At 68.1% G+C, this 26,911-nt stretch carries 16 protein-coding genes; 8 read left to right on the top strand and 8 right to left on the bottom strand.

The features are described from left to right. The coding region (locus tag QSG27_RS15735; RefSeq protein WP_306707692.1) for an Rne/Rng family ribonuclease at positions 1-2,003 on the bottom strand (2,003 nt) is incomplete at its 3' end. A 573-nt stretch (positions 2,004-2,576) separates the two neighbouring features. On the opposite strand from QSG27_RS15735, the gene QSG27_RS15730 reads away from it, so the two are divergent. From QSG27_RS15730 to QSG27_RS15720, 3 genes are all read left to right on the top strand, one after another. Next, complete coding sequence (locus QSG27_RS15730; RefSeq protein ID WP_306707690.1) at positions 2,577-3,902, top strand: N-acetylmuramoyl-L-alanine amidase; 1,326 nt, start codon at positions 2,577-2,579, stop codon at positions 3,900-3,902. Between the two features lie 251 nt (positions 3,903-4,153). After that, positions 4,154-6,664 (top strand): penicillin-binding protein 1A, encoded by a 2,511-nt coding sequence (locus QSG27_RS15725; protein ID WP_306707688.1) that lies wholly within the window; start codon positions 4,154-4,156, stop codon positions 6,662-6,664. Between the two features lie 873 nt (positions 6,665-7,537). Then, the gene (locus QSG27_RS15720; RefSeq protein WP_306707686.1) at positions 7,538-8,863 is read left to right on the top strand and encodes a hypothetical protein; all 1,326 of its coding nucleotides are present in this window, start codon (positions 7,538-7,540) and stop codon (positions 8,861-8,863) included. Positions 8,864-8,942: 79 nt separating this feature from the next. Here the strand turns inward: QSG27_RS15720 and QSG27_RS15715 are convergent, their stop codons facing one another. Next, on the bottom strand, positions 8,943-9,911 hold the full coding sequence (locus QSG27_RS15715; RefSeq protein ID WP_306707684.1) for an SGNH/GDSL hydrolase family protein: 969 nt from the start codon (positions 9,909-9,911) through the stop codon (positions 8,943-8,945). A 13-nt stretch (positions 9,912-9,924) separates the two neighbouring features. Next, positions 9,925-11,364, bottom strand: coding sequence for an MBOAT family O-acyltransferase (locus tag QSG27_RS15710; protein WP_306707682.1), 1,440 nt, complete (start codon positions 11,362-11,364; stop codon positions 9,925-9,927). Between the two features lie 308 nt (positions 11,365-11,672). Between QSG27_RS15710 and prfB the strand changes: the two genes are divergently transcribed. Together prfB and QSG27_RS15700 are read left to right on the top strand one after the other, a co-directional pair. Continuing rightward, a protein-coding gene (gene prfB / locus QSG27_RS15705; RefSeq protein WP_306707680.1) for a peptide chain release factor 2 occupies positions 11,673-12,792 on the top strand; the annotation gives its coding sequence in 2 pieces (ribosomal slippage) (positions 11,673-11,741 and positions 11,743-12,792; 1,119 coding nt in all). 137 nt (positions 12,793-12,929) lie between these two features. Next, positions 12,930-13,238 carry a peptidoglycan-binding domain-containing protein gene (locus QSG27_RS15700; RefSeq protein ID WP_306707677.1) on the top strand — a complete coding sequence of 103 codons (309 nt, stop codon included), beginning with the start codon at positions 12,930-12,932 and terminating at the stop codon, positions 13,236-13,238. A 9-nt stretch (positions 13,239-13,247) separates the two neighbouring features. Here the strand turns inward: QSG27_RS15700 and QSG27_RS15695 are convergent, their stop codons facing one another. Genes QSG27_RS15695 through QSG27_RS15680 form a run of 4 tightly spaced genes read right to left on the bottom strand, consistent with a single transcriptional unit; the run spans position 13,248 to position 21,286 of the window. Beyond that, positions 13,248-14,270, bottom strand: a complete 1,023-nt coding sequence (locus QSG27_RS15695; RefSeq protein ID WP_306707675.1) for an ABC transporter substrate-binding protein — start codon at positions 14,268-14,270, stop codon at positions 13,248-13,250. Between the two features lie 32 nt (positions 14,271-14,302). Beyond that, on the bottom strand, positions 14,303-15,136 hold the full coding sequence (locus QSG27_RS15690; protein ID WP_306707673.1) for an ABC transporter permease: 834 nt from the start codon (positions 15,134-15,136) through the stop codon (positions 14,303-14,305). Further along, entirely contained in the window at positions 15,129-15,902 is a 774-nt protein-coding gene (locus tag QSG27_RS15685; RefSeq protein WP_306707671.1) for an ABC transporter ATP-binding protein, read from the bottom strand. Before QSG27_RS15685 ends, QSG27_RS15690 begins: the two co-directional genes overlap by 8 nt. Continuing rightward, positions 15,899-21,286, bottom strand: coding sequence for an AMP-binding protein (locus QSG27_RS15680; RefSeq protein WP_306707669.1), 5,388 nt, complete (start codon positions 21,284-21,286; stop codon positions 15,899-15,901). The genes QSG27_RS15685 and QSG27_RS15680 overlap by 4 nt, the downstream gene beginning before the upstream one ends. Before the next feature lie 454 nt (positions 21,287-21,740). On the opposite strand from QSG27_RS15680, the gene QSG27_RS15675 reads away from it, so the two are divergent. Next, positions 21,741-22,352 (top strand): hypothetical protein, encoded by a 612-nt coding sequence (locus tag QSG27_RS15675; protein WP_306707667.1) that lies wholly within the window; start codon positions 21,741-21,743, stop codon positions 22,350-22,352. A 68-nt stretch (positions 22,353-22,420) separates the two neighbouring features. On the opposite strand, the gene QSG27_RS15670 is transcribed toward QSG27_RS15675, so the two are convergent. Further along, complete coding sequence (locus QSG27_RS15670) at positions 22,421-22,681, bottom strand: DUF3126 family protein (protein ID WP_094306360.1); 261 nt, start codon at positions 22,679-22,681, stop codon at positions 22,421-22,423. A 359-nt stretch (positions 22,682-23,040) separates the two neighbouring features. On the opposite strand from QSG27_RS15670, the gene QSG27_RS15665 reads away from it, so the two are divergent. Further along, positions 23,041-25,824, top strand: a complete 2,784-nt coding sequence (locus QSG27_RS15665) for an SUMF1/EgtB/PvdO family nonheme iron enzyme (RefSeq protein WP_306707665.1) — start codon at positions 23,041-23,043, stop codon at positions 25,822-25,824. A gap of 251 nt (positions 25,825-26,075) precedes the next feature. After that, positions 26,076-26,911: caspase family protein (locus QSG27_RS15660; RefSeq protein ID WP_306707663.1), on the top strand; the 836-nt coding region annotated here is incomplete at its 3' end.

Raw genomic sequence — 26,911 nt, 5'->3', positions numbered from 1 at the left:
CGGCGGCGGCGGCGGCGGTCGCCCTCGCTCTCCCCGGCGGTCTCGGCGCGCTCCGGAACCTCGGCCTCGGCGGCCTCGGCGACGGGAGCCTCCTCCTCCGCTTCCTCGGCTTCGGCGGCCAGGATGCGGTCGGTTTCGGCCAGCACGCGCTCGGCGCTGACCAGCGGCACGTCGTCTTCCGGCGTGCGGGCCTTCACGCGCTCAAGCCGCAGGTCGGGAGCGATCAGCGTGTCGTCGGCCTGGACCATGACGCGGAACCGGTAACGGTCCTCGATCTTGGTCAGCTCGCCGCGCTTCTGGTTGAGGATGTAGAGCGCGATGCGGGTCGGCACGAAGACGGTGATCTCCGACGACCGCTTGCGGATGCCCTCCTCCTCGATGGCGCGCAGCACATGCAGGGCGGCGGACTCGACCGAGCGGATGACGCCGGTGCCGGAGCAGTGTGGGCAGCGCTCGAAGTTGGTCTCCAGCAGCGACGGGCGCAGGCGCTGGCGCGACAGCTCCAGCAGGCCGAAGGCGGAGATGCGGCCGAGCTGGATGCGCGCCCGGTCGTTCTTCATCGCCTCCTTCAGGCGGCGCTCCACCGCGGCGTTGTTGCGGGGCTCCTCCATGTCGATGAAATCGATCACGATGAGGCCCGCGAGGTCGCGCAGGCGAAGCTGGCGCGCCACCTCGTCGGCGGCTTCGAGGTTGGTCTTGTAGGCCGTCTCCTCGATGTTGCGCTCGCGCGTGGAGCGGCCCGAGTTGACGTCGATGGAGACCAGCGCCTCGGTCGGGTTGATGACGATGTAGCCGCCGGAGCGGAGCTGCACCACCGGGCTGTGGATCGCGTCGATCTGGGTTTCCACCTGATAGCGGTGGAACAGCGGGATCGTCTCGTCCCGGTACTGCATCACGCGCTTGGTGTGGCTCGGCATCATCATGCGCATGAAGTCGCGCGCGGTGTTGAAGCCGGCGTCGCCCTCCACCCAGATCTCGTCGATGTCGTCGGTGTAGAGATCGCGGATCGAGCGCTTGATGAGGTTCGCCTCCTCATAGATGAGGCAGGGCGCGGAGGACTTCAGCGTCTGGACGCGGATGTCGTCCCACAGGCGCAGCAGATACTCCAGGTCGCGCTTGATCTCCGGCTTGGAACGCTCCAGCCCCGCGGTGCGCAGGATGACCGCCATGCCTTCCGGAACGTCCAGGTCGGACAGGATGTCCTTCAGGCGCTTGCGGTCGGCGGGGTTGGTGATCTTGCGGGAAATCCCGCCGCCGCGGCCCGTGTTGGGCATCAGCACGCAATAGCGGCCCGGCAGCGAGAGGTAGGTGGTCAGCGCCGCACCCTTGTTGCCGCGCTCCTCCTTGGTCACCTGGACCAGCATGACCTGCCGGCGCTTGATGACTTCCTGGATCTTGTAGCTGCGCAGCGGACGGGCGCGGCGGCGGTGGGCCTCCTCGACCTCGTCCCCGCCGATGACGTCCGGGCTCTCGGCCTGGGCGGCGCCTTCCGGAGCCTCCTCCGCGTCGTCGCCGGCGTCCTCGGAACCGCCCTCGGAGCCGCCGTCCGTGGCGAAGGCCGGGACGTCGCCTTCGAAGCCCTCGCCGTCGCCCTCGGCCTCCGCGTAGGAGCCGGGCATGGGGGAGACTTCCTCCACCACCTGCTCCGGACGGATCGGCTCGGCCATCACGGCGCCGTCGGCGGCGGCCTCGGCGCGGGCCTCGGCCTGCTCCTCCAGCCGGCGCTCCTCGGCCAGCAGGGCCTCGCGGTCGGCGACCGGGATGCGGTAGTAGTCGGGATGGATTTCCGAGAAGGCCAGGAAGCCGTGGCGGTTCCCGCCGTATTCCACGAAGGCCGCCTGCAGCGACGGCTCGACCCGGGTCACCTTGGCGAGGTAGATGTTGCCCTTGAGCTGCTTCCGGGTCGCGATTTCGAAGTCGAGATCTTCGAGTCTGTTACCATTGACCACGGCAACCCGGGTTTCTTCTGGGTGCGTGGCGTCCACCAGCATGCGCTTGGCCATACAAGATCCCCATGACGCCCCAGGCCGCCCGCGCGACGGTCGAGCCGCCGGGGCGCGTCATCGTTGTGAGCGAAGCCTGCGGAACCGGCCCCTAACCCGTCGAACGGCGCTGACGAAGCAGCCAGGACGGGCAGGTCTTCGGCCTCCGGGTTCCGGCCTTGCGGCCGGCACCAGCTTCGAGGTTTCGTCCCAATCCACCGGCAACCCAGAAGCGTCACGCCCCGGACCGCGCCCGATGATGTAAATTTCGGCCGTGGGGGTCCGCGGGCGACGCTCACAGTTCACCCGGGAGAGGAGCCTCTCGCAAAAGTGTTCTGGTGGGTCGCGGTATGTCGCAGAGCTACCATAGACAAGCACGAAACCTTGCACAACTTGGAATTCGGCGAATTTTACGTTCCGCTGCATCCGGTTCCTCGGCATCGCGCCGCCGCGGGGCAGTGTTGCAGGAACGGCACCCTGGCCGACAATTCCGCCACGGACCCGGACGCCACCGTTGAGCGCCTTGATTTCGCTGGGCTATAGCTGACGGCTGGCTTGGCCGGTTGGCGGTTTCTGGTGGAACGGATGCCCCGAATGCTTGCGATTGTCGCTGCGGTGGGCGCCCTTCTTGGGGCGGCCATCCTGCCGTGCGTCCCGGCGCAGGCCCAGACCACCGCGGCGTTGCCCTTTCCGCCACCGGTGCAGGAACGGGTGTCCGTCCTGAACGCCCGGCTGGGCCTGCACCCCGACAAGACGCGGCTGGTTCTGGAACTCAGCGACTCGGTGCCCTTCACCGTGTCGGTGCACGGCTCTCCCTACCGCGTGGTGGTCGATCTGCCGGACGTGAGCTGGCCGGGCGGCAGCGCCGTGACGCCGGGCAAGGGGCTGGTCGCGCGCTACCGCTTCGAAGGGCGTGACGGCGGCGCCTCCCGCCTCGTGGTGGAGACGGACGGTCCGGTCCGGGTGGTCGAATCCTATCTCATCCCGCCGCGGGACGGGTTCACGCCGCGTTTCGTCCTGGACATCGCCCGCACCACCCCGGCGCAGTTCGCCGCATCCGCCCCGGTCGCCGCGGTGGCCGGGCCTGCCCCCAGCCCGAGCCACAGCCCCAGCCCTGCCGCAGTCCGCGAGGCGGCGCGCCCGCCGGCGAAGAAGGACCCCATCGTGCCGGTGGCCGCGGCCCTGCCGCCGCCGGTCCCGCCGCGGGCGGCGCCGGTTCCGGAAAAGCCGATGATCGTGGTCGATCCCGGCCATGGCGGCGTCGATCCCGGTGCGGTCGGAGTCGGCGGGGTCTACGAGAAGGACATCACCCTGGCCATGGCGCGGGAGCTGAAGCGCCAGTTGGAAGGGTCGGGCCGCTACCGGGTCCGGCTGACCCGCGACAAGGACGTGTTCATCCGCCTGCGCGACCGCGTCGCCATCGCGCGGGAGGCCAACGCCGACCTGTTCCTGTCGCTGCACGCCGACAGCATCGGCTCCGCCAACATGCGCGGCCTGTCCATCTACACCCTGTCGGACAAGGCGTCGGACCGCGAGGCGGAGATGCTGGCCGCCAAGGAGAACCGGGCCGATGCGCTGGCCGGGGTGGATCTGTCCTCCGAGAACGATCTGGTGGCCTCGATCCTCATCGACCTCGCCCAGCGGGACACGATGAACCACTCCAAGCGCTTCGCCAACATGGCGCTGGACCATCTGGGCCGCGAGGTGAAGCTGATCCCCAGCAAGCCGCACCGGCAGGCCGGCTTCGCCGTGCTGACCGCTCCGGACATGCCGTCGGCCCTGGTGGAGATGGGCTATCTGTCGAGCCCCGAGGACGTGAGCCTGTTGAGCCGGTCGGTCCATCGGGAAAAGCTGGGCCGCGCGATGCTGCGCACCATCGACGCCTATTTCAAGTGGCTGACCGGCGTGCAGAAAAGCTGAGCCCTTCGGCGGCCGGCCCGGCGGCCCGGCGCCAGCCATGCGGGTGGAGGCGGGCGGGCATTCGCCCCATCCGGCCACCACTTTCTTGCATGCGCCTTGTGGCCGTCACATTTTCCTGACATGGCTGCGAGGGACTCGGACTGCCGCCCCCTCGCGGTGTAGGATGCCGCCCTTCGGATGGCTCCGCCCCTTCCCGGCCCCTTTCCGGACGAAGGTGGCGGGGCCGCCGCCTTGCCTGTCTGGAAACCGTCATGCGCTTCATTCTGTCCGTCCTGATGGCCTTCGTCATGCTCGCCCTGGCCGGGGCGGGGGTGCTGGTCTACATGCTGGACCATTACGACCACGAACTGCCGGACTACACCAAGCTCGCCAACTACGAACCGCCGGTGACCACCCGCGTCCACGCGGGCGACGGGCGCCTGCTGGCCGAGTTCGCGTCGGAAAAGCGCGTGTTCGTCCCCATCGACGCCATGCCGAAGCGCGTGACCAACGCCTTCCTGTCCGCCGAGGACAAGAATTTCTACGACCACAAGGGCATCGACCCGGTCGGCATCGCCCGCGCCATCCTGACCAACGTGGAGAATCTGGGGCGCGACCGCCGGCCCATGGGCGCCTCGACCATCACGCAGCAGGTCGCCAAGAACATGCTGCTGACCAACGAGGTGTCCTTCTCCCGCAAGATCAAGGAAGCGATCCTGGCGATCCGCATCGAGCGGGCCTTCACCAAGGACCGCATCCTCGAGCTGTACCTGAACGAGATCTTCCTCGGCTATCGCTCCTACGGCGTGGCGGCGGCGGCGCTGAACTACTTCAACAAGGCGCTGGACGAGCTGGAGATCGAGGAGGCGGCCTATCTGGCGGCCCTGCCCAAGGCGCCCAGCAACTACCACCCGGAGCGCCAGCGCGACGCCGCCCTGGCCCGCCGCAACTGGGTGATCGGGCGCATGGCCGAGGACGGGCACATCACCCCGGACGAGGCCAAGGCCGCCCAGGCCAAGCCGCTGGTGGTGCGCAAGCGCGACGAGCAGGAATACGTCACTTCTGAGTATTTCGCCGAGGAGGTCCGGCGCGAGCTGGTGAAGCTCTACGGCGAGCAGGCGCTCTACGAGGGCGGTCTGTCGGTCCGCGCCTCCATGGACCCGGTGCTTCAGCAGGCGGCGACCCGGGCGCTGCGCACCGGTCTGGTCCAGTATGACCGCCGCCACGGCTACCGCGGCCCGGTCGGCAAGATGGAGAATTTCGACAACTGGGCGAAGAAGCTCGCCTCCATGGCGCCGCCCGCCGGGTCGGAGGGCTGGCACCTTGCCGTCGTGCTGAAGGACGACGAGGCGGGGGCGCTCGACATCGGGTTGCCGGACGGGTCGCGCGGGCGCGTGCCGCTGGCCGAGCTGCGCTGGGCGCGGGCGCAGCGGGACGACAACCGGCTGGGCCCGGAGATCCGCCGCCCCTCCGACGTCGCCAAGCTGGGCGACCTGATCCTGGTCGAGGCCGCCGGCAAGGACGAGAAGGGCAAGGAGCCGCCTCCCGGCACCTACGCGCTGCGTCAGGTCCCGGCGGTGCAGGGCGGTCTGGTCGCGCTGGACCCGCACACGGGCCGCGTGCTCGCCATGGTCGGCGGCTTCTCGCCGCAGATGAGTTCCTTCAACCGCGCCACCCAGGCGATGCGGCAGCCGGGCTCCTCCTTCAAGCCCTTCGTCTATCTGGCGGCGCTGAACCAGGGCTTCACCCCGTCCTCGCTGGTGATGGACGCGCCGTTCGAGTACGACCCCGGCCACGGCCAGCCGATCTGGAAGCCGGAGAACTACAGCCACGAATTCTACGGCCCGACGCCGCTGCGCGCCGGCATCGAGAAGTCGCGGAACGTCATGACCGTCCGTCTGGCCCAGGCCATCGGCATGGACAAGGTGAAGGCGCTGTCCGAGAATTTCGGCATCGTGGACAACCTCCAGCCCTATCTGCCGATGTCGCTGGGGGCGGGCGAGACGACGGTGCTGCGCATGGCCACGGCCTACGCCATGCTGGCCAACGGCGGCAAGCGGGTGACCCCGACCTTCATCGACCGGGTGCAGGACCGCAACGGCAAGACCGTCTTCCGCCACGACAACCGCCCCTGCGGCGCCTGCAACCAGGTGGCCTGGAGCGACGGGCTGACCGTGCCCGCCGTCCCCGACACGCGGGAGCAGGTGAACGACCCGCGCACCGTCTACCAGATGGTTTCCATGCTGGAGGGCGTGGTGCAGCGCGGCACGGCGACGAAGCTGCTGTCGCTTGGCAAGCCGCTGGCCGGCAAGACCGGCACGACCAACGACAGCCACGACGCGTGGTTCATGGGTTTCTCGCCCGACCTCGTGGTCGGCACCTACATCGGCTTCGACCAGCCGCGCTCTCTGGGCGCCAAGGAAACCGGCGGCTCGGCGGCGGTGCCGGTGTTCAAGGACGTGATGGAGGTGGCGCTGAAGGACAAGCCGGCCACGCCCTTCCGCGTGCCGCGCGGCCTGCGCCTCGTCCGCGTCAACCCGGAGAACGGGCGCCTCGCCCAGCCCGGCGAGCGCAAGGCGATCTGGGAAGCCTTCGTCCCCGGCACGGAACCGAACCCCGACCAGCCGCAGATGGTGCTCGACGGTTCGGCCCATTCCGGCGGGGAGGGCGGCTGGACCGGCGGGGTGCCCGGCGGCGACCCGGCGACCCAGCCTGCGGGTGGCTGGGGGGCTCCGGCGGCCCCGCCCTCGGCCGCGACGGTGGGCACCGGCGGGCTTTACTGACCGCGGTGTTTCGACAGCCTGTTTAGGAGTTAGGTGAATACCGATGGCTGCCCCTTTCAGGAATGCCTGGAAGGGGCGGCAGACCGTGAGCCAGGGCGGAAAGGCCGAGGGGGCGGTCGGCAGCGCCATTGGCAGTTGGTCCGCGCCACGAGAGTAAGGGTGTCCGGCAGCCATCGCATGCTCGTGCTTCAGAGCTGCCCGCCGGACTTGGCTATCGGGATCAGGGGTTCAGTCAGGCGGTTCCGATCATTGCTCAAGGCGTGACCGACGCTCATGTCGCCAGCCAGTCGGCATTCCGCAGGTGCCGCATCGGCAGCCACCTGCGGAATGCCGGACCTTCTTCACCCATCACGTCGTCTGCGTGCGCTTGCGAAACACCGGCTGTCCGCCGTGAAGGCCAGCGAATGCGCTCGAACGACCATTGTGTTGTCACACGATCCCCTTTAATTGTTTTTCACAGAATTTGTTCACTTTAATTTGGTATTTTTTGTTTGTTGAATATGTTGTTGGTTGCTCAACAATATTAGTGAACAATCACAGATTTCCCGTTGTCGCATCGAGCTTGCCCACGCGCAAAAGCGTCGCCTTCCCATTCGTCGAGGTGGGAAAAATCGTTGAAGCGAAAGATAACAACTTAAAGGAGTTTCTCCGCGCTTGCGATGCAGAGCAGCGCGTTCAGCCATCATATCAGGCGGCCATAGTAACTGGTGTCAAACACACGCTTCGAAGCATAGCGCACTTACTTATGATGCGTTAGAATGCGCATGGGCGAGACAGATTCGTAAGTATGCTGCCGATTGTCAAAGCAGCCTCACCGGCTGTTGTCCTGTCTTGCGAGTGAAAAACACCAAAGCGAGTTATGAGCTGGTCGAAATGGTCTATGGCATCAACATTGATCTTGGCGCATATCCGGACGGTAAGACTGAAAAGTTATTGGTTGCAATTGGTTCCATTGTCGCGAAAATGGGTTTTTCGGCAAATATAGATGGAAAAAAAGTTAGTATTTTATACGGAAACACCGAAGAAAACATTGCTGTTCCCGGCGATAAGTTAATGCGCTTGGCTGATGGCATTAAAGAAATGCTGCCAAATGCGACCATTACAATTATTAAGCGCGAATATCCGATGGAGCCTGTTTCCGGATATCGGAAATTTACGATGTGCAATCTTTTTGAATTCATAAGATATTCATTTGCATATAAAGACAAGAAAAATTCTCTTTTACCTATTGCGAAGAGTTTTTACTTGTATGTTTCATATTTTTTGGGGTCCTTCGGGAAATCATCCGTTGGATACTTCTTGGTTCGGATCGGTATCGGTGTGGCGGTTGGGGCGGTGATATCCGCTATTCCGCCTTTGCTCCGTCTGGTGCTCTTTGTGCTGGACTATGCGCTTTATGCTGGGGCTATAGCCTCTGGCCTTCTGGCAATTTTTAAGTTTCGAAAACATGGTGCCATCCAAGGGGGCGCTTTCGCTGCGATTGGCGTTATGTGCATCTTGTTGCAAGGTTATGTTCATAATAATCGTCTAACAATACCGAACAAAACAGAAATAACTATTGAGCAATACGTGACGCTATGTTCAAGTTCTTCATTGTTTGATGTGAATTCATGCTCAGGGAAAAGGGTGTTGTGGGATGCAAAGGTTTCTAGCATTGTTGATAGCAGTACTTTGCGTGTTGACGTCGGCGGTCGCGGATTTGATTTGCATTATTACGGAGATATTCCAAAAAACGTGGCGTATCCGCAGGTCTATTTTACTTTTGCCGGGACAATAAGTAAGAAAGGATGGGTGTACGATGATATCATTGATGTTAAGAATGCAACTATTATCAAGTCTGTTTCTGATGCTAAAGCCATAGAAATGGAAGAAAAAATAAAAAATGAAGAAAAAAAGCTGAATGAAGAAAAAAGCGATGCAAATGCGATGGGGGTGTCATTGGAAGACTATAGATTCGCTAAATCAAATATCTATTCTGCCCATTCGGCTTGTCAGCAAGCTTTGCTTTCGATGGCGCGCTGGAAAGGTGGGTCTACAAACTGGCTGCCCAACTTCAGTTGGCGAACTGATGGTCAGCGGATCACAGTTGAAGGCAGCGATGTAACGCTGAAGAACGGCTTTGGGGCGGAAAAGTCTGTTCATTACGAGTGCTCCTACAGTATATCCGGTAAAAATGCCGTGATATATTCGGCTGACTGACTTGCCATGCCAACCCCTTTTCTGGGCGGGGTCCGTTGACCGGACAGTTCTCAGCGGGGTTCTCTTTTTTGGGAAGGAGTCAGGGGCGCGCTGCGGTTCGGGTGTCCGTGCGGAGCTGGGCGATGGCGTCGGCTGGAATGGGGGATGGGATTGTGTCGGCGGGACAGTCGGCGAGCGGGCGCAGCCGGTCCTCCATCCGGGCCAGCATCAGGCGGACCCCCTCCTGGTTGATGTGCAGGGCGTCCACGAAATGGGCCTCGTCCGCGACCGCGCGGCGGGTGTCGATCACCGGCACGTCGGGCGGCAGGCGGGCCTTCAGATCCTCGAAGAAGGCGTCGAAGTTGGAGACCTTCTCGATGTAGCCGGGGAAGAAGGGCGTGATGACCACGGCGACCCGCGTGCCCTTCTCCCGCGCCGTGCCGATGATGCGGTCCAGCGCGTCCCAGTTTGGCTGGAAACCTTCCATCCGCTCCATCGGGGCCGTCTCGATCTGGGCCTTGAGGAAGGGCGACATGGTCCCGCTCAGCGTCCGGTCGCCGGTCGGGTGCAGCCCGTCGAAGGCCAGCCGGATGGTCTGGTTGTTGTTGAAGATCAGCGTGTTGAACAGCTTGTTGGAGGCCCACATGGTGGGATCGGCCTTGCGGATGAAGCCGTCCACCCGCTCCGAGTAGTAGGCCAGCAGCGGCAGGTCGGCGAGCGCCATGGGATCGTCCACGACGCTCGTCGGCTCGACCAGCAGCAGGCGGGGGGCGCCGTGCCGGTCCAGGTAATCCTCCCACAGCAGGTCGCCCAGCGTGGTGGGAGCACCGCCCATCCCGAGATTCAGCACCCGCCCGCAGGTCAGCGCCTGCACCTCCTCCACCGGGAAGTGGTTGTCGGCGCGGGAGTTGCCCAGGATCACCACGTCGGCGGGCGGCCCCTGGCGGTAGACGGTCATGAAGCGGTCCGACGACCGGAGGAGCGTGTCGCCCATCCAGGACGCCACCGCGCGGTCCATGGCGACCACCATGCCCAGGATCAGTCCGACGGCGGCCAAGAGGCGGATCATGGTTCGGGCTCCCTCAGAACTGGAAGTAGATGAAGGATCGGTTGGCGAAGTTGCCGAACAGCAGAAGCATCAGGATCAGCGTGGCGCAGCCGGCGGAGCGGACCACCACGTTGACCCCGGCGTAGCGGCGCCCGGCCCCGAACTCGATCGTCGCGTCGATCATCAGCACGACGAGGCCGAACAGGGCGACGCGGACCAGATAGCTCATCTGCTGCATGCCGCGCGGCAGGCTGAAATCGCCCTCCGCGATGATGCCCAGGATGGTCCGGACCGTTTGCATGTCGTCGGCGCGGAAGGGCAGCCAGGTCAGCGTCACCAGCAGGAAGACCAGCCCGACGGTCAGCAGCTTCCCCACCATCAGCGGCGCGCCGCTCAGCCGCAGCGGGCTGCGTCTGGCCAGCCAGCGCACCCCGTCTTCCGCCGCCATCAGGGCGGCGTGCAGGGCGCCCCACAGGACGAAGGTCCAGGCGGCCCCGTGCCACAGGCCGGACACCAGCATCACGATGGTCAGGTTGCGGATGCGCAGCCACTGGGTGCGCCCGCCGCCCATCGGGATGTAGACGTAGTCGCGGAACCATGTGGACAGCGAGATGTGCCAGCGCCGCCAGAAGTCCTTCATGCCCGACGCGAAATAGGGGCGGGCGAAGTTCGGGCACAGCGTGTAGCCGAAGATCTGCGACAGGCCGATGGCGATCAGCGAATAGCCGGCGAAGTCGCCGTAGATCTGCAGCGAGAAGCAGATCAGCCCGATGATGTGGTTCAGCGCGTTGAAGAACTCCGGCTGGGCGAAGCGCGCGTCGACCACGGCGGCGGCGTTGTCGGCCAGACCCAGCTTCAGGAAATAGCCCCAGACGATCTTCTCCAGCCCGGCGAAGCGGAAGGCGAAGGGGACGTCCTGACGGGGGCCGTTCTGGATCTGGGGCAGCAGGTCGCGCGCCCGGACGATCGGCCCGGCGACGAGCTGCGGGAAGAAGGCGACGAAGGTCGCGTAGCGCAGCAGCGAGCGCTCCGGCTTCTCCAGATGGCCGAGATGGAGGTCCAGCGTGTAGCTGAGATTCTGGAAGGTGTAGAAGGAGATGCCGACCGGCAGGATGATGGACAGCGTGCGGTGCCCGACGTCGAGGCCGAGCGAAGCCAGCGCCACCTGCGCGCTGTCGATGAAGAAATTGAAGTATTTGAAAAAGAACAGGATCGCCAGATTGGTGGCGAGGCTGATCTGCATGAAGATCCGCGCCACGGTCCGGTTTGGCGCGTCGGCGATGCGCAGGCCGCAATAAAAGTCGAGCAGCGTCGTCGCGGCCAGCAGGAGGCAGAAGCGGTAATCCCAGAACCCGTAGAAGACATAGCTGGACACCAGCAGCAGCGGCGTGAACAGCCGCGTCCGCGCGAGCATCAGGAAGCCCGCCGTGAAGACCGTGATGAACAGCAGGAACCCGAGGCTGGTGAAGTTCATCGGGGGGACACGCTTTTGTTGTTGGGGAACGGGAGGCGCCGACAGCCCGTGCCCGCCGGGTCAGGGGCACGGAACGATCGCGACGCTATCACGGGGGGCTGCCACCTCTGCGCGCCGCGAAAGTGGTTTTGCAGCGCAAAAACGGTTTCACCCGAGTGGGTTGGGGAAGGGCTCCCCGGTCCGGCCGGGGCGCGCTCCGGGGCGTGCGGTCCCTGATCCGATGGAATAAGAGGGTGCAACCCCGGTCCTAACCCGCTACATAAGGGCCAAGACACTGGTTCAACTCTGGCTGACGAGGAGGTACCGCGATGCGGGCCGAGATCGAAGCGGCCGCTGGCGAGATTAGAGAATCGCTGGCGCTGCTGAGGAGGCATCTTTGACTGGGATAACGCGCTGCGTCGTCTCGACGAACTGAACGCCCACGCCGAAGACCCCAAGCTGTGGGACGATCCCACCCGCGCGCAGACCATCATGCGCGAGCGCACCCAGCTCGAAAATTCCGTGAACGGCTACCGCGCGCTTGAGCGCGACCTGTCCGACAGCCTGGAACTGATCGAGATGGGCGAGGCCGAGGGCGACGCGACCGTGGTCGCCGATGCCGAGGCCCAGCTCTACGCGCTGCGTGACCGCGCGGCGAAGCTCCAGATCGAAAGCCTGCTCTCGGGCGAGGCGGACGCAAACGACTGCTTCGTCGAGGTCAACGCCGGTGCCGGCGGCACGGAGGCCCAGGACTGGGCGCTGATGCTGATCCGCATGTACATCCGCTGGGCGGAGCAGCACGGCTACAAGACCGAGTGGCTGGAGGAAAGCCCCGGTGAAGAGGCCGGCATCAAGTCCGCCACGGTGCAGGTGAAGGGCCACAACGCCTATGGCTGGCTGAAGACCGAGGCCGGCGTGCACCGTCTGGTGCGCATCAGCCCCTTCGACAGCCAGGCGCGCCGCCAGACCAGCTTCTCCGCCGTTTCGGTGTCCCCGGTGATCGACGACAAGATCAACGTCGAGATCAACGAGAAGGACTGCCGCATCGACACCTTCCGGGCGTCGGGCGCCGGTGGCCAGCACGTCAACAAGACGGACTCGGCGATCCGCATCACCCACCTGCCCACCGGCATCGTGGTGGCCTGCCAGCAGGAGCGCTCGCAGCACAAGAACCGCGCCAAGGCGTGGGACATGCTGCGCGCCCGCCTGTACGAGCGGGAGCTGAAGATCCGCGAGGACGCCGCCGCCGCCCTGGAGGCGACCAAGAGCGACATCGGCTGGGGCCACCAGATCCGCTCCTACGTCCTGCACCCCTACCAGATGGTGAAGGACCTGCGGACGGAGGTCGAGACCTCGCAGAGCCAGGCGGTGCTGGACGGCGACCTGGACATGTTCCTGGAAGCGGCGCTGGCCGCGCGCCTGAAGGGGCAGAGCGACGACGCGGCGTGAGGTTGCGGGGGGGGCAGGTCCTTGCCCCCTCCCCATTTTATCCCTTGGCCATTTTTATCCCTTGGCCATTTTTATCCCTTGGGAAGAAACGCGGCCTCTGCGTTGTTGATCTCCGCAACAAGAAACGGAGAGAGACCATGAACCGCAGCCTGTTCGCCGCTTTCCTGGCCGCCACGGCCTTCACCGCTCCGGCCCACGCCGCCTGTCCGACCGATAGCATGACGCCGGACATGTACTTCGCCTACGTCGAAGGCATCCAGAAGACCCTGACCGAGCAGGGATTCCGCCCCGGCGTGATCGACGGGAAGATCGGTCCCAACACCCGCTCCGCCATCCGCGCCTATCAGAAGGCCGCGAAGCTCCCGGTGGACGGCTGTCCGACGCAGGAGCTTCTCGACCACATCAACTTCTCCCAGCCGAAGGTCTACGGGCCGGGCAAGCGGTAAGGCAGCGGATCACTTCACGAAGGTCAGGTCCATGACGGACCTGGCGTCCAGCGCCTTGTCCACCTGGCCTTCGGACTGCCAGAACTTCACCTGATTGACGATGTCGTCCACCAGCAGCCGGCCCTGCGGCTCGACATAGGGCAGGCCGGCGGCGACGACCTCGGTCGGCTGCTTCGTGGCCTCGGCGATGATCGCCAGCAGCGCGTCGTAGCCGGGACCCTTCACCACGGCGCCGGAGGCGTCCTTGGCGTTGAAGGCGGCGTGGTATTCGGCCAGCGCGGTCAGATAGGCGCGGACGAACTTCTCCGCCAGCGGACGGCGCTGGGCCACCGTCTTCGGGCTGGTGAACAGGGCGCCGAGCTGCCACGGCGTCTCGTCGCCGACCCAGCCCAGGATGGTGCCGGAGCCGTCGGTGGCCAGCTGGCGGGCCACCGTCACCGGGGCGATCACCGCGTCCACCTGCCCGCCCTTGAAGGCGGCGACCATCTTCGGCACGTCCTGCATCGGCACCATGGTCACGTCCTTGACCGTGAAGCCGTGCTTCTGGCCGAGCAGACCGACCATGTAATGGAAGGTGGAGCCCACGGTGGTGATGGCGATGCGCTTGCCCTTCAGATCCGCCGGCTTGGTCAGCCCGGCGTCATGCGCCGCCTTGGTCGCCACATAGGCGCTGAGCTGGAAGCCCGGCTCGTCGCGGCTCTGCGCGGCGATCATGGTGACCGCACCCTTGGCCGCGAGGTTGTAGAAGCCCGCGGTCAGGCCGGTGACGCCGAAATCCACGTCGCCCGAGGCCACCGCCACCGGCACCTGCTGGGCCGAGGTGAACATCTTCAGATCGACGTCCAGCCCTTCCTTCTCGAAATAGCCCTTCGACTTGGCGATGAAGATCGGGCCGGAGGACGCCAGCGCCAGCACGCCGATGGAGGTCTTCTCCAGGCCCTGCGCCTCGGCGGCGGGCGTCCCGGCCAGCGCCAGGGCGGCAGCGCCCATTGCACCCAGAACCAAACGACGGCTCCAACGCACGACGGTCATTCTCAGTCTCCCTCTCTGAACGGTCATTTTTCTCACCGCCATTTCAGCAGGCGGCGTTCCAGGATGGACAGCACGGTCCCGATGGTCAGGCCGAGCAGCGACAGAACCAGCACGCCGGCCAGAAGCTGGTCGGTCAGCATCAGGTTGCCGGCGGTCAGGACGAAGGCGCCGATGCCGTATTCCGCCCCGATCATCTCCGCCGCGACCACCAGGATCAGCGCGATGGAGGCGGTGATGCGGAAGCCGGCCAGGATGCCGGGCAGGGCGCCGGGAAGCACGATCTTGCGCAGGATCGACGCCCAGGGCAGGCCGAAGCTCTGCGCCATGCGGATCAGGTTGCGCGGCACCGAATCGATGGCGCTGTAGGTGGCGATCACGGTCGGGAAGAAGACGCCGAAGCCGATGGTGGCGAACTTCGACGGCTCGCCGATGCCGAACCACAGGATGAACAGCGGCAGCAGCGCGATCTTCGGGATCGGGAAGAAGGCCGACACCAGCGGCACGCCGACCGCCCGCGCGACCGAGCCGATGCCCATGGCGAATCCCACCGCCATGCCCGCCACCGTGCCCATGGCCCAGCCCACGCCGATGCGCATCAGCGACGCCTTCAGGTGCTGCCACAGCGATCCGTCCTGCGCCATGCCGGCGAGCGCCGAGGCGACCGCGCTCGGCGGCGGCAGGAACAGCGCGCTGACGAGGCCGAAGCGGTTGGTCGACTCCCACACCGCGATCAGCAGCACGAAGGCGAGGAGCGCCGCCCAGCGGTGCGTCTTCACCGCGAAGCCGCCGCCGCGGAAGCGGACGGGCTGGGCCGGGGAGCGATCCTGAAGGGGAAGGCTGGCGCCGGTCATTGGAGTATCAGGCATCGGCGATCTCCCGGTCGGCCAGTTGGGCTTCGGCCCGGATCAGGTGCCACAGCCGGTCGCGCACCGCCGCCAGATGGGCCTGGGCGGAGGGTTCAAGCCTTTGGTCGCGCGGCTCCTCGATGGTCACGATCTCGCGCAGGCGGCCCGGACGGCGGCTGAGCACAGCGACCCGGTCGGCCAGCCGCAGCGCCTCGTCCAGATTGTGGGTGACATAGACGGCGGTCGTCCGCTCCCGCTGCCAAAGCGCCAGGAAATCCTCCATCAGCAACTCGCGCGTCTGGGCGTCGAGCGCCGACAGCGGCTCGTCCAGCAGCAGCATGGCCGGGCGCACGGCCAGCGCGCGGGCGATGCCGACGCGCTGGCGCATGCCGCCCGACAACTGCTTCGGCAGGGCCTTGCGGAAGTCCCACAGCCCCATGCGGCGCAGGCCGGACTCGATGCGCTCCCGCCGCTCCGCCGCCGACAGCGGATGGTGTTCGAGGACGAGGGCGAGGTTGTCCTCGACGCTGCGCCAGGGCAGCAGGGCGAAATCCTGGAAGATGAAGGTGACCGGGTTCAAACAGCCGTCCGGTACCTCGCCCGCCACCGCGATGGTGCCGGAGGTCGGGGCGACGATGCCGCCGGCGATGCCGAGCAGGGTGGACTTGCCGCAGCCCGATGGGCCGATGACGGCCAGAACCTCCCCCTCCTGCACCGTCAGGTCGATGCCGTCCAGCACGACGAGGTCGTCGTAGCGGTGGCACAGGTCCTTGATGATAAGCCTCATTGGTCCTTTCCAATTGCCGCTCCCGCCCAGGCGATCAGCAGCTCGTCCCGGGAGGTCAGGCCCGCTTCCGGCAGCGCGTGGTTCACGACGGCCTTCGCGGCGCCGCCGGTCGCTTCGGGCAGGCGGTTCTCCCACATGGCCTGATGGAGCGTGGGCAGTTCGTCCCACGCACCGAGGTATGTCGTTGGCACACGGACCGCCCCGGACGCAATGACGCGGTTCAGCCCTGCGATTTCCGCAGCGTTGGAAAGATGTGTGCCGACGATGGATGCCGATGGCATCAGGATGCGGCGCTGGCGCATCCACACCTGCGGCGCGTAGAAGCTGTAGCGACGACCACTCATGTCGCCGCAATAGACGACGCGCCCCGTGTGCGGCTTCACGATCATGGTGGAGACGGCCAGCGTGTCGCGCCGCGCCCGCTCCACCACCACGTCCGGCATGCCGCGCGGGTTGTCGGCGGAACGCAGGATGCGGCCCACCGCCTGGCCCAGCGGCTTGAAGGTGTCCTCGGTGAACAGCCGCACGGCCTCCTTGAAGGCGGCGGTCTCGCGCTGCGGGTCGGGCAGGTCCGGCATGGTGTCGGGCCAGTCGAAATGCGGCACGCGGCGCGCGATCTCGGCCAGCGACACCGCCCCGGCCAGCGCCTCGCCATAGCCCAGCGACAGCACGAAGTCGCGTTCGGAATCGCGGTCGGTGACGACGCAGACGCGGGCGCCGGACTCGCGGGCCGCCTCGATGGCCGACAGCGCCATGTCGTCGCGCAGCCCCACCGCCCCGGCGCCGTAGAAGACCAGCACGGCCTCTCCCGGACGCAGGCGGGCGCGGCGCAGCATCTCCGCCGGCTCGGCGGACCCGGGCTTGCCGAGGAAGGTCATGTGGTAGCCGCTGGAGGCGCCGAAGAAGGTCAGCGCGCCGCCCTCGGCCAGCGACTGGAAGCTGCGGGGGAAGGTCGTCTCGCCGGCGTGGCTGACGGCGTAATCCACGAGGTTTCCGCCGTTGGCGGCACGGAGCGCGTCGATGTACGGCCGCCCGGCCTCCTCCCAACGCGCCCATTCCGCCGGGTCGGCGGGGATGCGGGTGAAGGCGGCCTCCGCGACGGAGCGGTCCACGGCCTCCGACCCGCGGGCGCGGATGGAGGCGGCGCGGCGCTCCGACGACACCATGCCGGTCACCTTCATGCGCCGGGCGAGCGCCAACTCCACCGTCCAGGCGCCGGTTCCGCCCGCCGCCCCTTCCACCAGCAGGCGCTTGCCGGGCTGCACGTCGAGCGCCGTGAACAGCGCGCGGTAGGCGGTGCCGGCGGCGAGCATGTAGCTTCCCGCCTCCTCCAGCGCGAGGCCGGGCGGCGGGTGGAAGAGCTGCGGCCCGTCCGCCAGCATGAACTGCTGGTGGCTGCCGTCCGGCGACTGGTAGCCCTGGATGTGGAAGTCGGTGAACATGGGGTCGGCCCCGGCCTCCGGGTCCAGGATGTCGGAGACGCCGGAATAGACGGCGACCAGATCGCCGACCGCCAGCCGCCCCTGGGCCTGGAGCGCCTCGCCCATCCGCACCACCATGCCGACGCCGCCGGAACCGGTGACGTGCACGTCCTCGTCATGCTCGTCGAACAGCGAGACGGGGATGCCGGTCAGCGCCCAGACGTCGTTGTAATTGACCTCGGAAGCGAGGACGTAGACGAGCGCCTGGTTGGGGCCGGGCTCGGGGACGGGGACGACGACCTCCGTTTCGGCCTGCGCCGGGTCGCCGTGGACGGCGGCGCCCGTCTCCAGGTCGCGCACGGCGGCCTGGGCGAGCTGCCAGCGGGGCAGGGGAGTCGCGCCGGGGAAGACGGGGCTGCCGATGGGAAGCACGCCGTCGCGGTCCCCGCGCCGCGGGCGGGCGGGCAGGGGCGGGGATTTCTTCTCAAGGAACAGGGCGATGCCCTTCTTGGCGCCGTGCTCCGGATCCAGGAGGAAGCGGGCGAAGGCGGCGATCTCTGCTTTGGTGCCGGCGTCGAAGCCGTCGCTGAGGCCGGTGTCCACGAGCTGGACGATGGTGTCGGCGACGGGGCCGCGGCCCACGCTGTGGGCTTGGCGGAGGAGGCGGGCGATTTCGGCGGGGTCTTGCCCCCACCCTCCCGCTTCGCGGGTCCCTCCCTCCCCTGCGCAGCGGGGGAGGGTTAGCGAGGGGGCAAGTGCGGTCGTGGGGGCAAGCGCCGCCTCCCTTGCCATCGCCTTCGCCAGCGTCAGCGCGTCGTCCGCCCCGCGCGCCACCACATCCACCAGCCCGTACTCCAGCGCCGTCTCCGCGTCGATCTGGCGCCCGGACAGCAGGATCTCCAGCGCCCGCCCATACCCACGCTCCGGGTCCTTGCGCAGCAGCAGGCGCGGCAGACGCTGCGTGCCGCCATAGCCCGGCGGCAGGAACAGGTTGATCTCCGGTTGGCCCAGCCGGGCGCGCGGGTCGGCCACGCGGGCGTGGCAGGCCATGGCCAGCTCGCAACCGCCGCCCAGCGCCACCCCGCGGATGGCGGCGAAGACCGGCTTGTCCATCGCCTCGATGGCGCGGAAGACGGCGTGGGCCTTGGCGGGCAGGGCGCGGGCCTCGCTCCCGTCCTGCACTTCGTCGAGAAGCTGGCGGATGTCGGCGCCGGCCACGAAGTTGCGGCCCGTGCCGGTGATCACCACGGCGCGCACGTCGCTCCGGCGCGCGAGATGGGCGACCAGCGTGTCCAGCTCGTCCAGCAGGCGGTCGGAGAGCGCGTTGACCGGCGGGTTGTCGATGGTCACGGTCGCCATGCGCAGGCCGTCGGCCAGCCGGTCATACTGCACGGACAGGAAGCGCTGCCGTTCGATGAGGGTCTGCTCCTCCGCCCGCTGCTGACCCCGCGTCCAGGCGGCGATGCGGGCGCCGAGGTCGGCCAGGCATTCCGGGTTGCGCAGGGTCGAGGTGTCGCCCAGCGGCTCCCCGTTCATCATGGCCGTCAGGAAGCGGCGCATGTATTTGCCGGAGCGCGTCTCCGGAAAGGCCGGAACGGCGAGGATGTCGGAGGGGACGGCGACCGCGCCCTTCTCCTGCCGCACCAGATCCTTCAGCCGGCGCTCGTCGTCCGCGGTGAGGTCGCGGCCCTTGGCGGGCAGGACGAAGGCGACGGGGGTCAGCCCCTTCTCGCGGTGGGGGGCGCCGACCACGATGACGTTGCCGACCGGGCTGTCGGGGTTGATCTGCTTGTCGCGCAGGATCGCGCCCTCGATCTCCTCCGTCCCCATGCGGTGACCGGACACGTTGATCACGTCGTCCGACCGGCCATGCAGGCTGAAGCTGCCGTCCTCATATTTGCGCGCGAAGTCGCCCTGCAGATAAGCCCAGACCGGCCTGCCGTCCGCACCGCGGAAGCGCCCGAAATAGGTCTTCACGAAACGGTCGAAATCGCCCTTCCAGCCCGGTCTGCCGACGTTCTCCGCGTCGCCCCAGATGGTTCGGGTCAGGTAGGGGTAGGGGGCGGTGACGACGATTTCGCCCTTCTCCTCCGGCCCGGCGGGGCGGAAGGCGACGCGGCCCGCGGCGTCCGGCTCGCTCTCGGGCACCCACACGTCGCCCAGCACCCAGGGCAGGGGGTAGGTGTGGGCGTCGGCGCGCAGCGGCTGGTCGGGGTTGCCGTAGGGGTGGGTCCAGACGATGCCGCCATGCTCCGTCGCCCAATAGCTGTTGATGTATTGCGGCGTCATCACCGCCATGCCGAAGGCTTGAACGGCGGGGCTGGTCGGCTCCGCGCAGAAGGTGGCGACGCGCAGGCTGCCGCGGTCGTAGCGCTCCACGTCGGCGCGGTTCTCCGGGTGGGTCATGACCGTCTTCAGGAAGGTCACGCCCGCCTTGAAGATGGTTACCCGGTGCCGCTCGATGATGGAGGCGAAGCGCCCGGCGTTGGGGAAGACCGGTGCGCCCTCCGTCACGATGCCGGGGATGCGGGCGGCGAGGCTGGCGGTGATGAGGTAGCTCTGCCCGGTGATCCAGCCCGGATCGGCGACGACGTAGATCACGTCGCGGCCCGGCAGGGCGTCGAAGCTGACCTTCATGGTGTGGGCGAGGCCGGCGACGTAGCCGCCATGGACATGCACCACGCCCTTCGGCTTCCCGGTGGAGCCGGAGGTGTAGATGATGAACAGCGGGTACTCCGCGTCCACCGGCAGGCAGGGCACCACCCTCGCCACGGCGGCGTAGAGCGCTTGGTCGTCCAGCGCCCGCAGGGCCTCCATGCCGGGCAGGCCGGCGGCGGCGCACAGCTCCGCCTCGGCCTTCGCCAGCAACTCGTGCGCCCAGACGTCGCGCCCCTCGGTCCAGGGAATGTCGGGAAGCCCGGCGTGGCGGACGACGATCACCGCCTCGACCCGCGGCGGGGCGGCGGTCAGCGCTTCGGCCACGCTGGCGCGCAGATCGGCCACGGTGGCGGCGTCGAGCGTCCCGGCACGGTCCAGCGCCCGTCCCAGCTCCCGCATCACGTCGGCGGGGGCGACGGTGATCTCGCCCTCCAGCCCGTGGCGCACCGGTTCCATCAAAGCGGCCCCGCCCCGCTCTGCGCCCAGCTTGGCGCGCAGCACCTCTTCGGTGATGCGCAGCGCCGTGGGCAGGGCGACGAAGCGGTCCAGCGCCGGGTCGCTGTAGGCTTCCTTGAAGGGGGCCATTTCCGCGTTGCGGCTGGCGCCGTCGGCGGTGATGACGACGCGGGCGCCCGCGTTCTCGATGCGGTCGGACAGGGTCTTGTCGGAAAAGCCGCCGAACACCGCGGTGTAGATGACGCCGATGCGCTTCGCCCCCTCCGTCCAGACGATCTGGTCGAGGATGTTGGGCATGTTCAGCGCGATGCGGTCGCCTTGCCGGAGGCCGAGACCGCGCAGCGCGAGCGCGGCGAGCGCGGAGCGGATCAGCAACTCGCGGCGCGTGAGGGTGACGTGATGGACCGGCCCGCCGCGCCCGCCGTTGGCGGCGGCGTCCCAGCGGTCGCCCTCGTACCAGTAAGCGGCCTCGGCCCCATGGCCGGACAGGACGTGGCGGTCCACCTCGTTGAAGGCGGCGTTGGTCAGCCCGCCCGTGAACCAGCGGTAGAAGGGCGCCTCGGACCCGTCGAACGCCCGGGTCCAGGGCGTCCAGTCCGCCCGCTCCGCGGCCTCGCCCGTGGCGGCGTTCCAGCCGCGCCAGAGGCCGTCCGCCTCGCGCGTCAGCCAGTTCGCGCCGTCGAACCAGTGGATCGTCTCCGCCGCGATGGCGCCGTGGAAGGCGCCGGGATCGCTTTCGCAGGCGGCGCGCTGGCTCTGCCAGTCCGCGGCGGAGCGGATGGGATTGACGGCAACGTCCTGCGGCAGCGGCGGCAGCTGTCCGGCGGACTGCGCGGCGGCATGGTCCATGGGTTTCCTCCCGATCGGGCGCTTCTTCTTTTGGGGCGCGCGGCGGGCATCACTATAGCGCGCCGCCCGGCATGGGCCGCAATGGCGCCGTGCCCGTTGGAAGCGGTGGCCGCTCCCAAAAAAAGTGCCGGCCGCGGCATCATGGAAGTGATGGTGCGGCCGGCCAGATGCTTTGGAGGAATCGCCGCCATGGCCACAGGGAACGGCGCAGCCACGGGACGCTTCGTCGCAAAGGAAAGCAATGCCCATGCCAGAGCTGGCCGGTGACCAAAAGGTCCATTCTCCGCCCTTTTGGGCAGCCCGGCGATGCCGCCGCTGTCCGGATGTCCGGACAGGTGCCTGGAATGGCGGACGGTCGATCCGGATGCCGCTCGTCCGGCGCCACCACTCTGGCATCATGCCCGCTTCGGCTGTATAGGGCGGTGTGCGGCGGCATGAAGAGGATGCGGACGGGATGCCCGAGGTCGAAATCTCCCGCGAGGACACGGGGCAGGCGGCGGTCTTCGAGGCGTCGCCGTCCAGCGTGCCGCCCCAGCGCTACGCCCATCTGCTCTACGCAGCGCTCCTGCTGGCCGGTTTCGTGGTGGTGGCCGAACTGACGCTGGAGCCGACGGCCTCGATGCTGCGCTGGCTGGGGATGCTGTGCGCGGTGCCGCTTCTGCTGATGTGGGTCATCACGCTGCTGCGGGCGGCGCGGCGCAGCGCCGTGCGGCTGGTCGTGGCGCCGGACGGGCTGACCACCCATGGGCAACTCATTCCGCACAACACGATCCGCGCCGTGGCGCTCTACCCGCCGCAGGGCAAACGCCCGCTGTTCGTCGCCCGCATCCAGACGATGACCGTGCAGCAGCACGAAAAGGAACTGGCGCTGGCCGGCGGCGAGGTCGATGTGGAAGAGGAGGGGGCGCAAAGGGGACGGCAGCGGCGCGCCGGCTACCGGCTGCTTCTGCTGCGCCGGAACCATCTGCCGGCCCTGGTGCTGGTGCGCGGCCTGACCCTGTCGGGCGGGGAGACGCTGATGGCCGGTCTGGCCGCGGAATTGCGCCGCTACAGCCGCCCGCACTGAGCGTGTGCCGTGCGCAAGCGCCCCTCCCGCCGCGGGGCGGGAGAGGGTCCGTGCCGGAGCGGCGTGGCTTAGCGGCGGGCCGTCGGCGCCGCCGGCAGGTCTTCCTCCAGGATCACGACGTGCAGGGCGTAGGAGACCTCGCCCTCGTCCACGTCGCGGTGCAGAGTGCCGACGAACTCGTCGCCCAGCATGACCTCCGCGGACTGGCCGGCCTTTTCGGGCGGCTGGATGATGATCTTGTCGTTGCCGAGCGTCTTGCGCAGATAGGTCTGCACACGGGCGATTTCGGTTTCGGTCATCTTGGCGACCGTCGGCTTGGCGGGCGGCATGGCATGATCCCTGTGTTGTCGAAGGGGTCATATAGAAACCTTTCGGACAAAGGGAAAGCACAACATCGCCGCGGATCGCGCATTCGTCGGCAGCACGTCCCCGCTGCGGCGGGCCGTGACAGCGTCCGGCGCGCCGCGGTGTGTGTGCTGGTCCGAAATCGTTTGGAAATGACGGTTCCGTACTTCCAAATTGAGCCGGAATGAGGGGATGTCTTTCGTATGGGTGAGTATGCCCTCATCTGCAGAGACGCATTACCCTGTTTTGTCCTCTTGTTCTGGGTGACGCGATCAAATACTGAACGAAATGGAAGGTGGGGTACCACGTTCCACCGTCCGGTGACCATGGGCATGAGGTGACCATGGGTGAGCGCCTTCGCCGTTCCGTCTTGTTCCGCCTTGTCCTGGTCCCTGTCCTGGCCCATGTCCTGGCCCATGTCCTGGCCCATGTCCTGGCGGTGACCGCCGGCCTTCTGCTGGCCGTGGCGGTGTGGGCTTCGCCCGGTCTGGCGGCCACCGCTCCGGAGCAGCGCATCGCGCTGGTCATCGGCGTCGGCGCCTACCGCTACGCCCCCGAACTGCCCAACCCGCGCAACGATGCCCGCGCCATGTCGGCGGCGCTGCGCCGGATGGGCTTCGCGGTCGAGGAGAAATACGACCTCGACAACCGCGGCATGGCGGAGGCGCTGCGCGGCTTCGGCATCCAGGCGGCGCAGGCCGACGTGGCGCTGCTGTATTTCGCCGGGCACGGCATGCAGGTGGGAGGCACCAACTTCCTGATTCCCGCCGACGCCCGGCTGGAGCGCGAGCGCGATCTGGTCTACGAGGCGCTGCCCCTGAACCTGCCGATGGGCGAACTGGCCCAGGCGCGCAAGCTGGGCATCCTGATCCTCGACGCCTGCCGCAACAACCCCTTCGCCGAGCGGCTGGTGCGCACCGGCACCAAGCGGACGGAGGTGCATTCCGGCTTCGCCCGCGTGGACGACACGCCGACCGACACGCTGGTCGCCATGGCCACCCGCGCCGACGCGGTGGCCGAGGACGGGCAGGGCGAGAACAGCCCCTACACCGCGTCGCTGCTGAAGAACTTCGAAGTGCCGGGGCTGGAGCTGAGCCTGTTCTTCCGCCGGGTGCGCGACGACGTGATGCAGCTCACCCAGGGCCGGCAGGAGCCGTTCCTCTACGGGTCGCTGGGGGCCGCCCCCTTCTACTTCAACCCGCTGCCGGAGAACCGCCCGCCGCAGCTCGCCGCCGTCCAGACGCTGGAGGTGTTCGACCGCGGCGGCACGGAGGGGCTGAACGTCGCGCGGCCCAGCGATCCCGACAACGACCAGCTCTTCGCCCAGGTGACCGGCCTGCCACGCGGCGGCGGGGTGCGCATCGGCGACCGGGTGGTGCTGATCGGCGATTACCTGACCGTTGACCAGCTCGCCGCCGCCACCTTCCGGCCCGACGCCACTCATCTGGGCGACGCCGGCAGCTTCGAGTTCGCGGTGATGGACGGGCGCGGCGGGGTGGCGCGCGGCGCCGTCCCGATCCTCATCAAGCCGAGCAACCGGCCGCCCGTCGCCATCGCGGAGCGCAGCGTGCGCGCCGTGGTGAACAGTTTGCGGCTGGAGGTGCCGACCGACCCGGACGGCGATCCGCTGACCTTCACCGTCAGCGCCGTCCCCGAACGCGGCAAGGTCCGCGACGGCACCACGCCTCTCAAACCCGGCGACACGCTGGCGCCGGAGCGGCTGACCGCCCTGACCTTCGATCCGGAGCGGGCGCCTGCGGGCCGTGCCGGGGTGTTCAGCGTGCTGGTCGAGGACGGGCGCGGCGGGCGCACCACGATGAGCGCGCTGCTGGAGGTGGAGGAGGCCGGCGCCGCCCCGCCGCAGGCCGACCTGGAGGAGGCGCTGTGGCGCCGCGTGCGCGACAGCCGCGACGCCGACGCGCTGGACGCCTTCCTGCGCCTGTTCGGCAGCGGTCCCTTCGCCGGTCCGGCGCGGGACCGGCTGAACCGGCTGCGCGCCGAGTCGGCGAAGGTCGCCGCGGCGTCTTCCGCCGCCGGGGCGGGGAGCAGCGGATCGTCGGGCGGCGGGGCGTCCAACGGCAGAACCGATGGAAAGGCCGCGCCGCCGCCGGAGCTTCGGCTCGACAGCGCCGGGGAGGGGATGTATGTGGCGGTCGCCGCCGCGGATCTGCGCGCCGGTCCGGATGAGCGGTCGGACCGGGTGGGCGCCCTCGCCAAGGACGGGCCGGTCCGGGTGCTGGGCCGGGTGGCCGACGCCGATTGGTACCGGGTGGCCCTGGACGACGGCACCCAGGGCTTCGTCCGCGGTCCCGCGCTGCGCCCCGCCGGGCCGGAGGACCGCCAGCGGCTGGCGCTCGCCGCGCCGGCCCAGCCGGGGGGATCGCAGGGCCGGGCGCAGGGCAACGGCAACAGCTTCCAGGACTGCCCGGAATGCCCGCCGATGATGCGCATCCCCGCCGGCAGCTTCGTCATGGGCAGCGAACGCGGCGACCCGAGCCAGCGCCCGCCCCGCCGCGTCACCTTCGCCCGGCCCTTCGCCATCGGGGTCTACGAGGTGACGGTCGCCAACTGGCGGGCCTGCGTGGAGGGCGGCGGCTGCGCCGCCATGCCGCGGATGCGCAACGCCTCCGACGACACGCCGGTCCACAACATCCACGTCGAGGACGCGCTGGCCTACACGGAGTGGCTCAGCCGCAAGACCGGACAGCGCTACCGCCTGCCGAGCGAGGCGGAGTGGGAGTATGCGGCGCGCGGCGGCAGTGCTGCGCGCTTCGCCTGGGGGGACAGCCTGACGCCGGGCGCGCGGCTGGCCAACTGCCGGGATTGCGGCGGTTCCTTCGACCGCTCCCTGCCGGCGCCGGTGGGCAGCTTCCAGCCCAACGCCTTCGGGCTCTACGACACCAGCGGCGGCGTGGCGGAGTGGGTCGCCGACTGCTGGAACCCCGGCTACAAGGGCGCCCCGGCGGACGGAAGCGCCTGGACGGAGGGCGATTGCCGCAAGCGGGTGCTGCGCGGCGGCTCCTGGCGGGACGGGCAGGACGCCATCGCCGTCACCGCCCGCATCGGCTACGACGCCGACGTGCGCTACGTCGCGGATGGCCTGCGCGTGGCCCGCGACCTGAACTGACCGCCGGTCCGTCCGCCCGGCCGCTCTCGTGCGCCTTTCGTTGGTGGGACGGATCGCCTGCGGATGGGACCGCGGCGCCCCCGAAATTGCAGAAAGGGGCGCCGGAGCGGTGCGCTAGACTTGACCGTTCAAAGACTTGGCGATCCGCGGACCGGACGGCCCGGCGACGGGGGCCGGTGGGGCTTCGACCAAAATCGTTACAGCCGCCGCGCCTCGGGACTCCCTAAAGGGGTGGTCAAGGAAAAGATCAGGTGGAGGGTATCGACGTGTTGCGCTGGCCCCGTGGCGCCGTTTGGAGTGTTGCGCTGGTCCTGGTGACGGCGAACGCCGCCTTTGCCCCCATGGCCCTTGCCGAGGACAAGCGCGTCGCGCTGGTGATCGGCAACGCGCAGTATCAGGAGGGCGGCCCCGCCGCGGGAGTGGGCGCCAACACGGCGGCCGTGGCGGAGGCGCTGCGCCGCGCCGGTTTCACGGTCACCGCCGCCGAGAACCTCGACCACCGCGGCATGATCGCGGCGCTGAGCCGGTTCCAGGACGCGCTGGGGCAGGCCGACCTGGGCTTCCTCTACTATTCCGGCGTAGCGCTGAGCCTGTCGGCCAAGGGCTTCCTGGTGCCGGTGGACGCCAAGCTCGCCTCGGAATACGACGTGATCTTCGACACCATCGAGCTGGATTACGCGCTGAGGGAAATCCAGCGCAGCGGGCGCAAGGCCGTCGCGGTGTTCGACCCGGTGCCCGCCCACCCGCTGGCCGACCGGCTGGCGTCGGCCATGGGCGAGGAGGGACGGTCGGTGAAGCCGGCGCTGGCGGCCCCGGCGGCGCTCGACAACCTGTTCGTCGTCTACTCGCACCGCCCCGGCACGCCGCCCGCGGCGCCGTCCGGCAAGGGGGCGGATTCCTTCTCCGCCGCCCTGGCGCAGGAGATGGTGAAGCCCGGCGTGCCGCTGCGCGACGCGCTGGCCGAGGTGGCGCGCTCCGTCGTCGGGCGCACCCGCGGGGCGCAGCACCCCTGGCTCCAGGACCGGTTGAGCGGGGACCTCGTGCTGGTGCCCGGCCCGCGCGGCCTGATCGTCGCGGAGGCGGAGTC

The organism is Azospirillum isscasi (genome assembly GCF_030849505.1).
GTDB classification, from domain to species: Bacteria; Pseudomonadota; Alphaproteobacteria; order Azospirillales; family Azospirillaceae; genus Azospirillum; species Azospirillum isscasi.
Note: the sequence above shows the minus strand (reverse complement) of the source record. Positions and strands in the feature narration are given on the sequence as shown.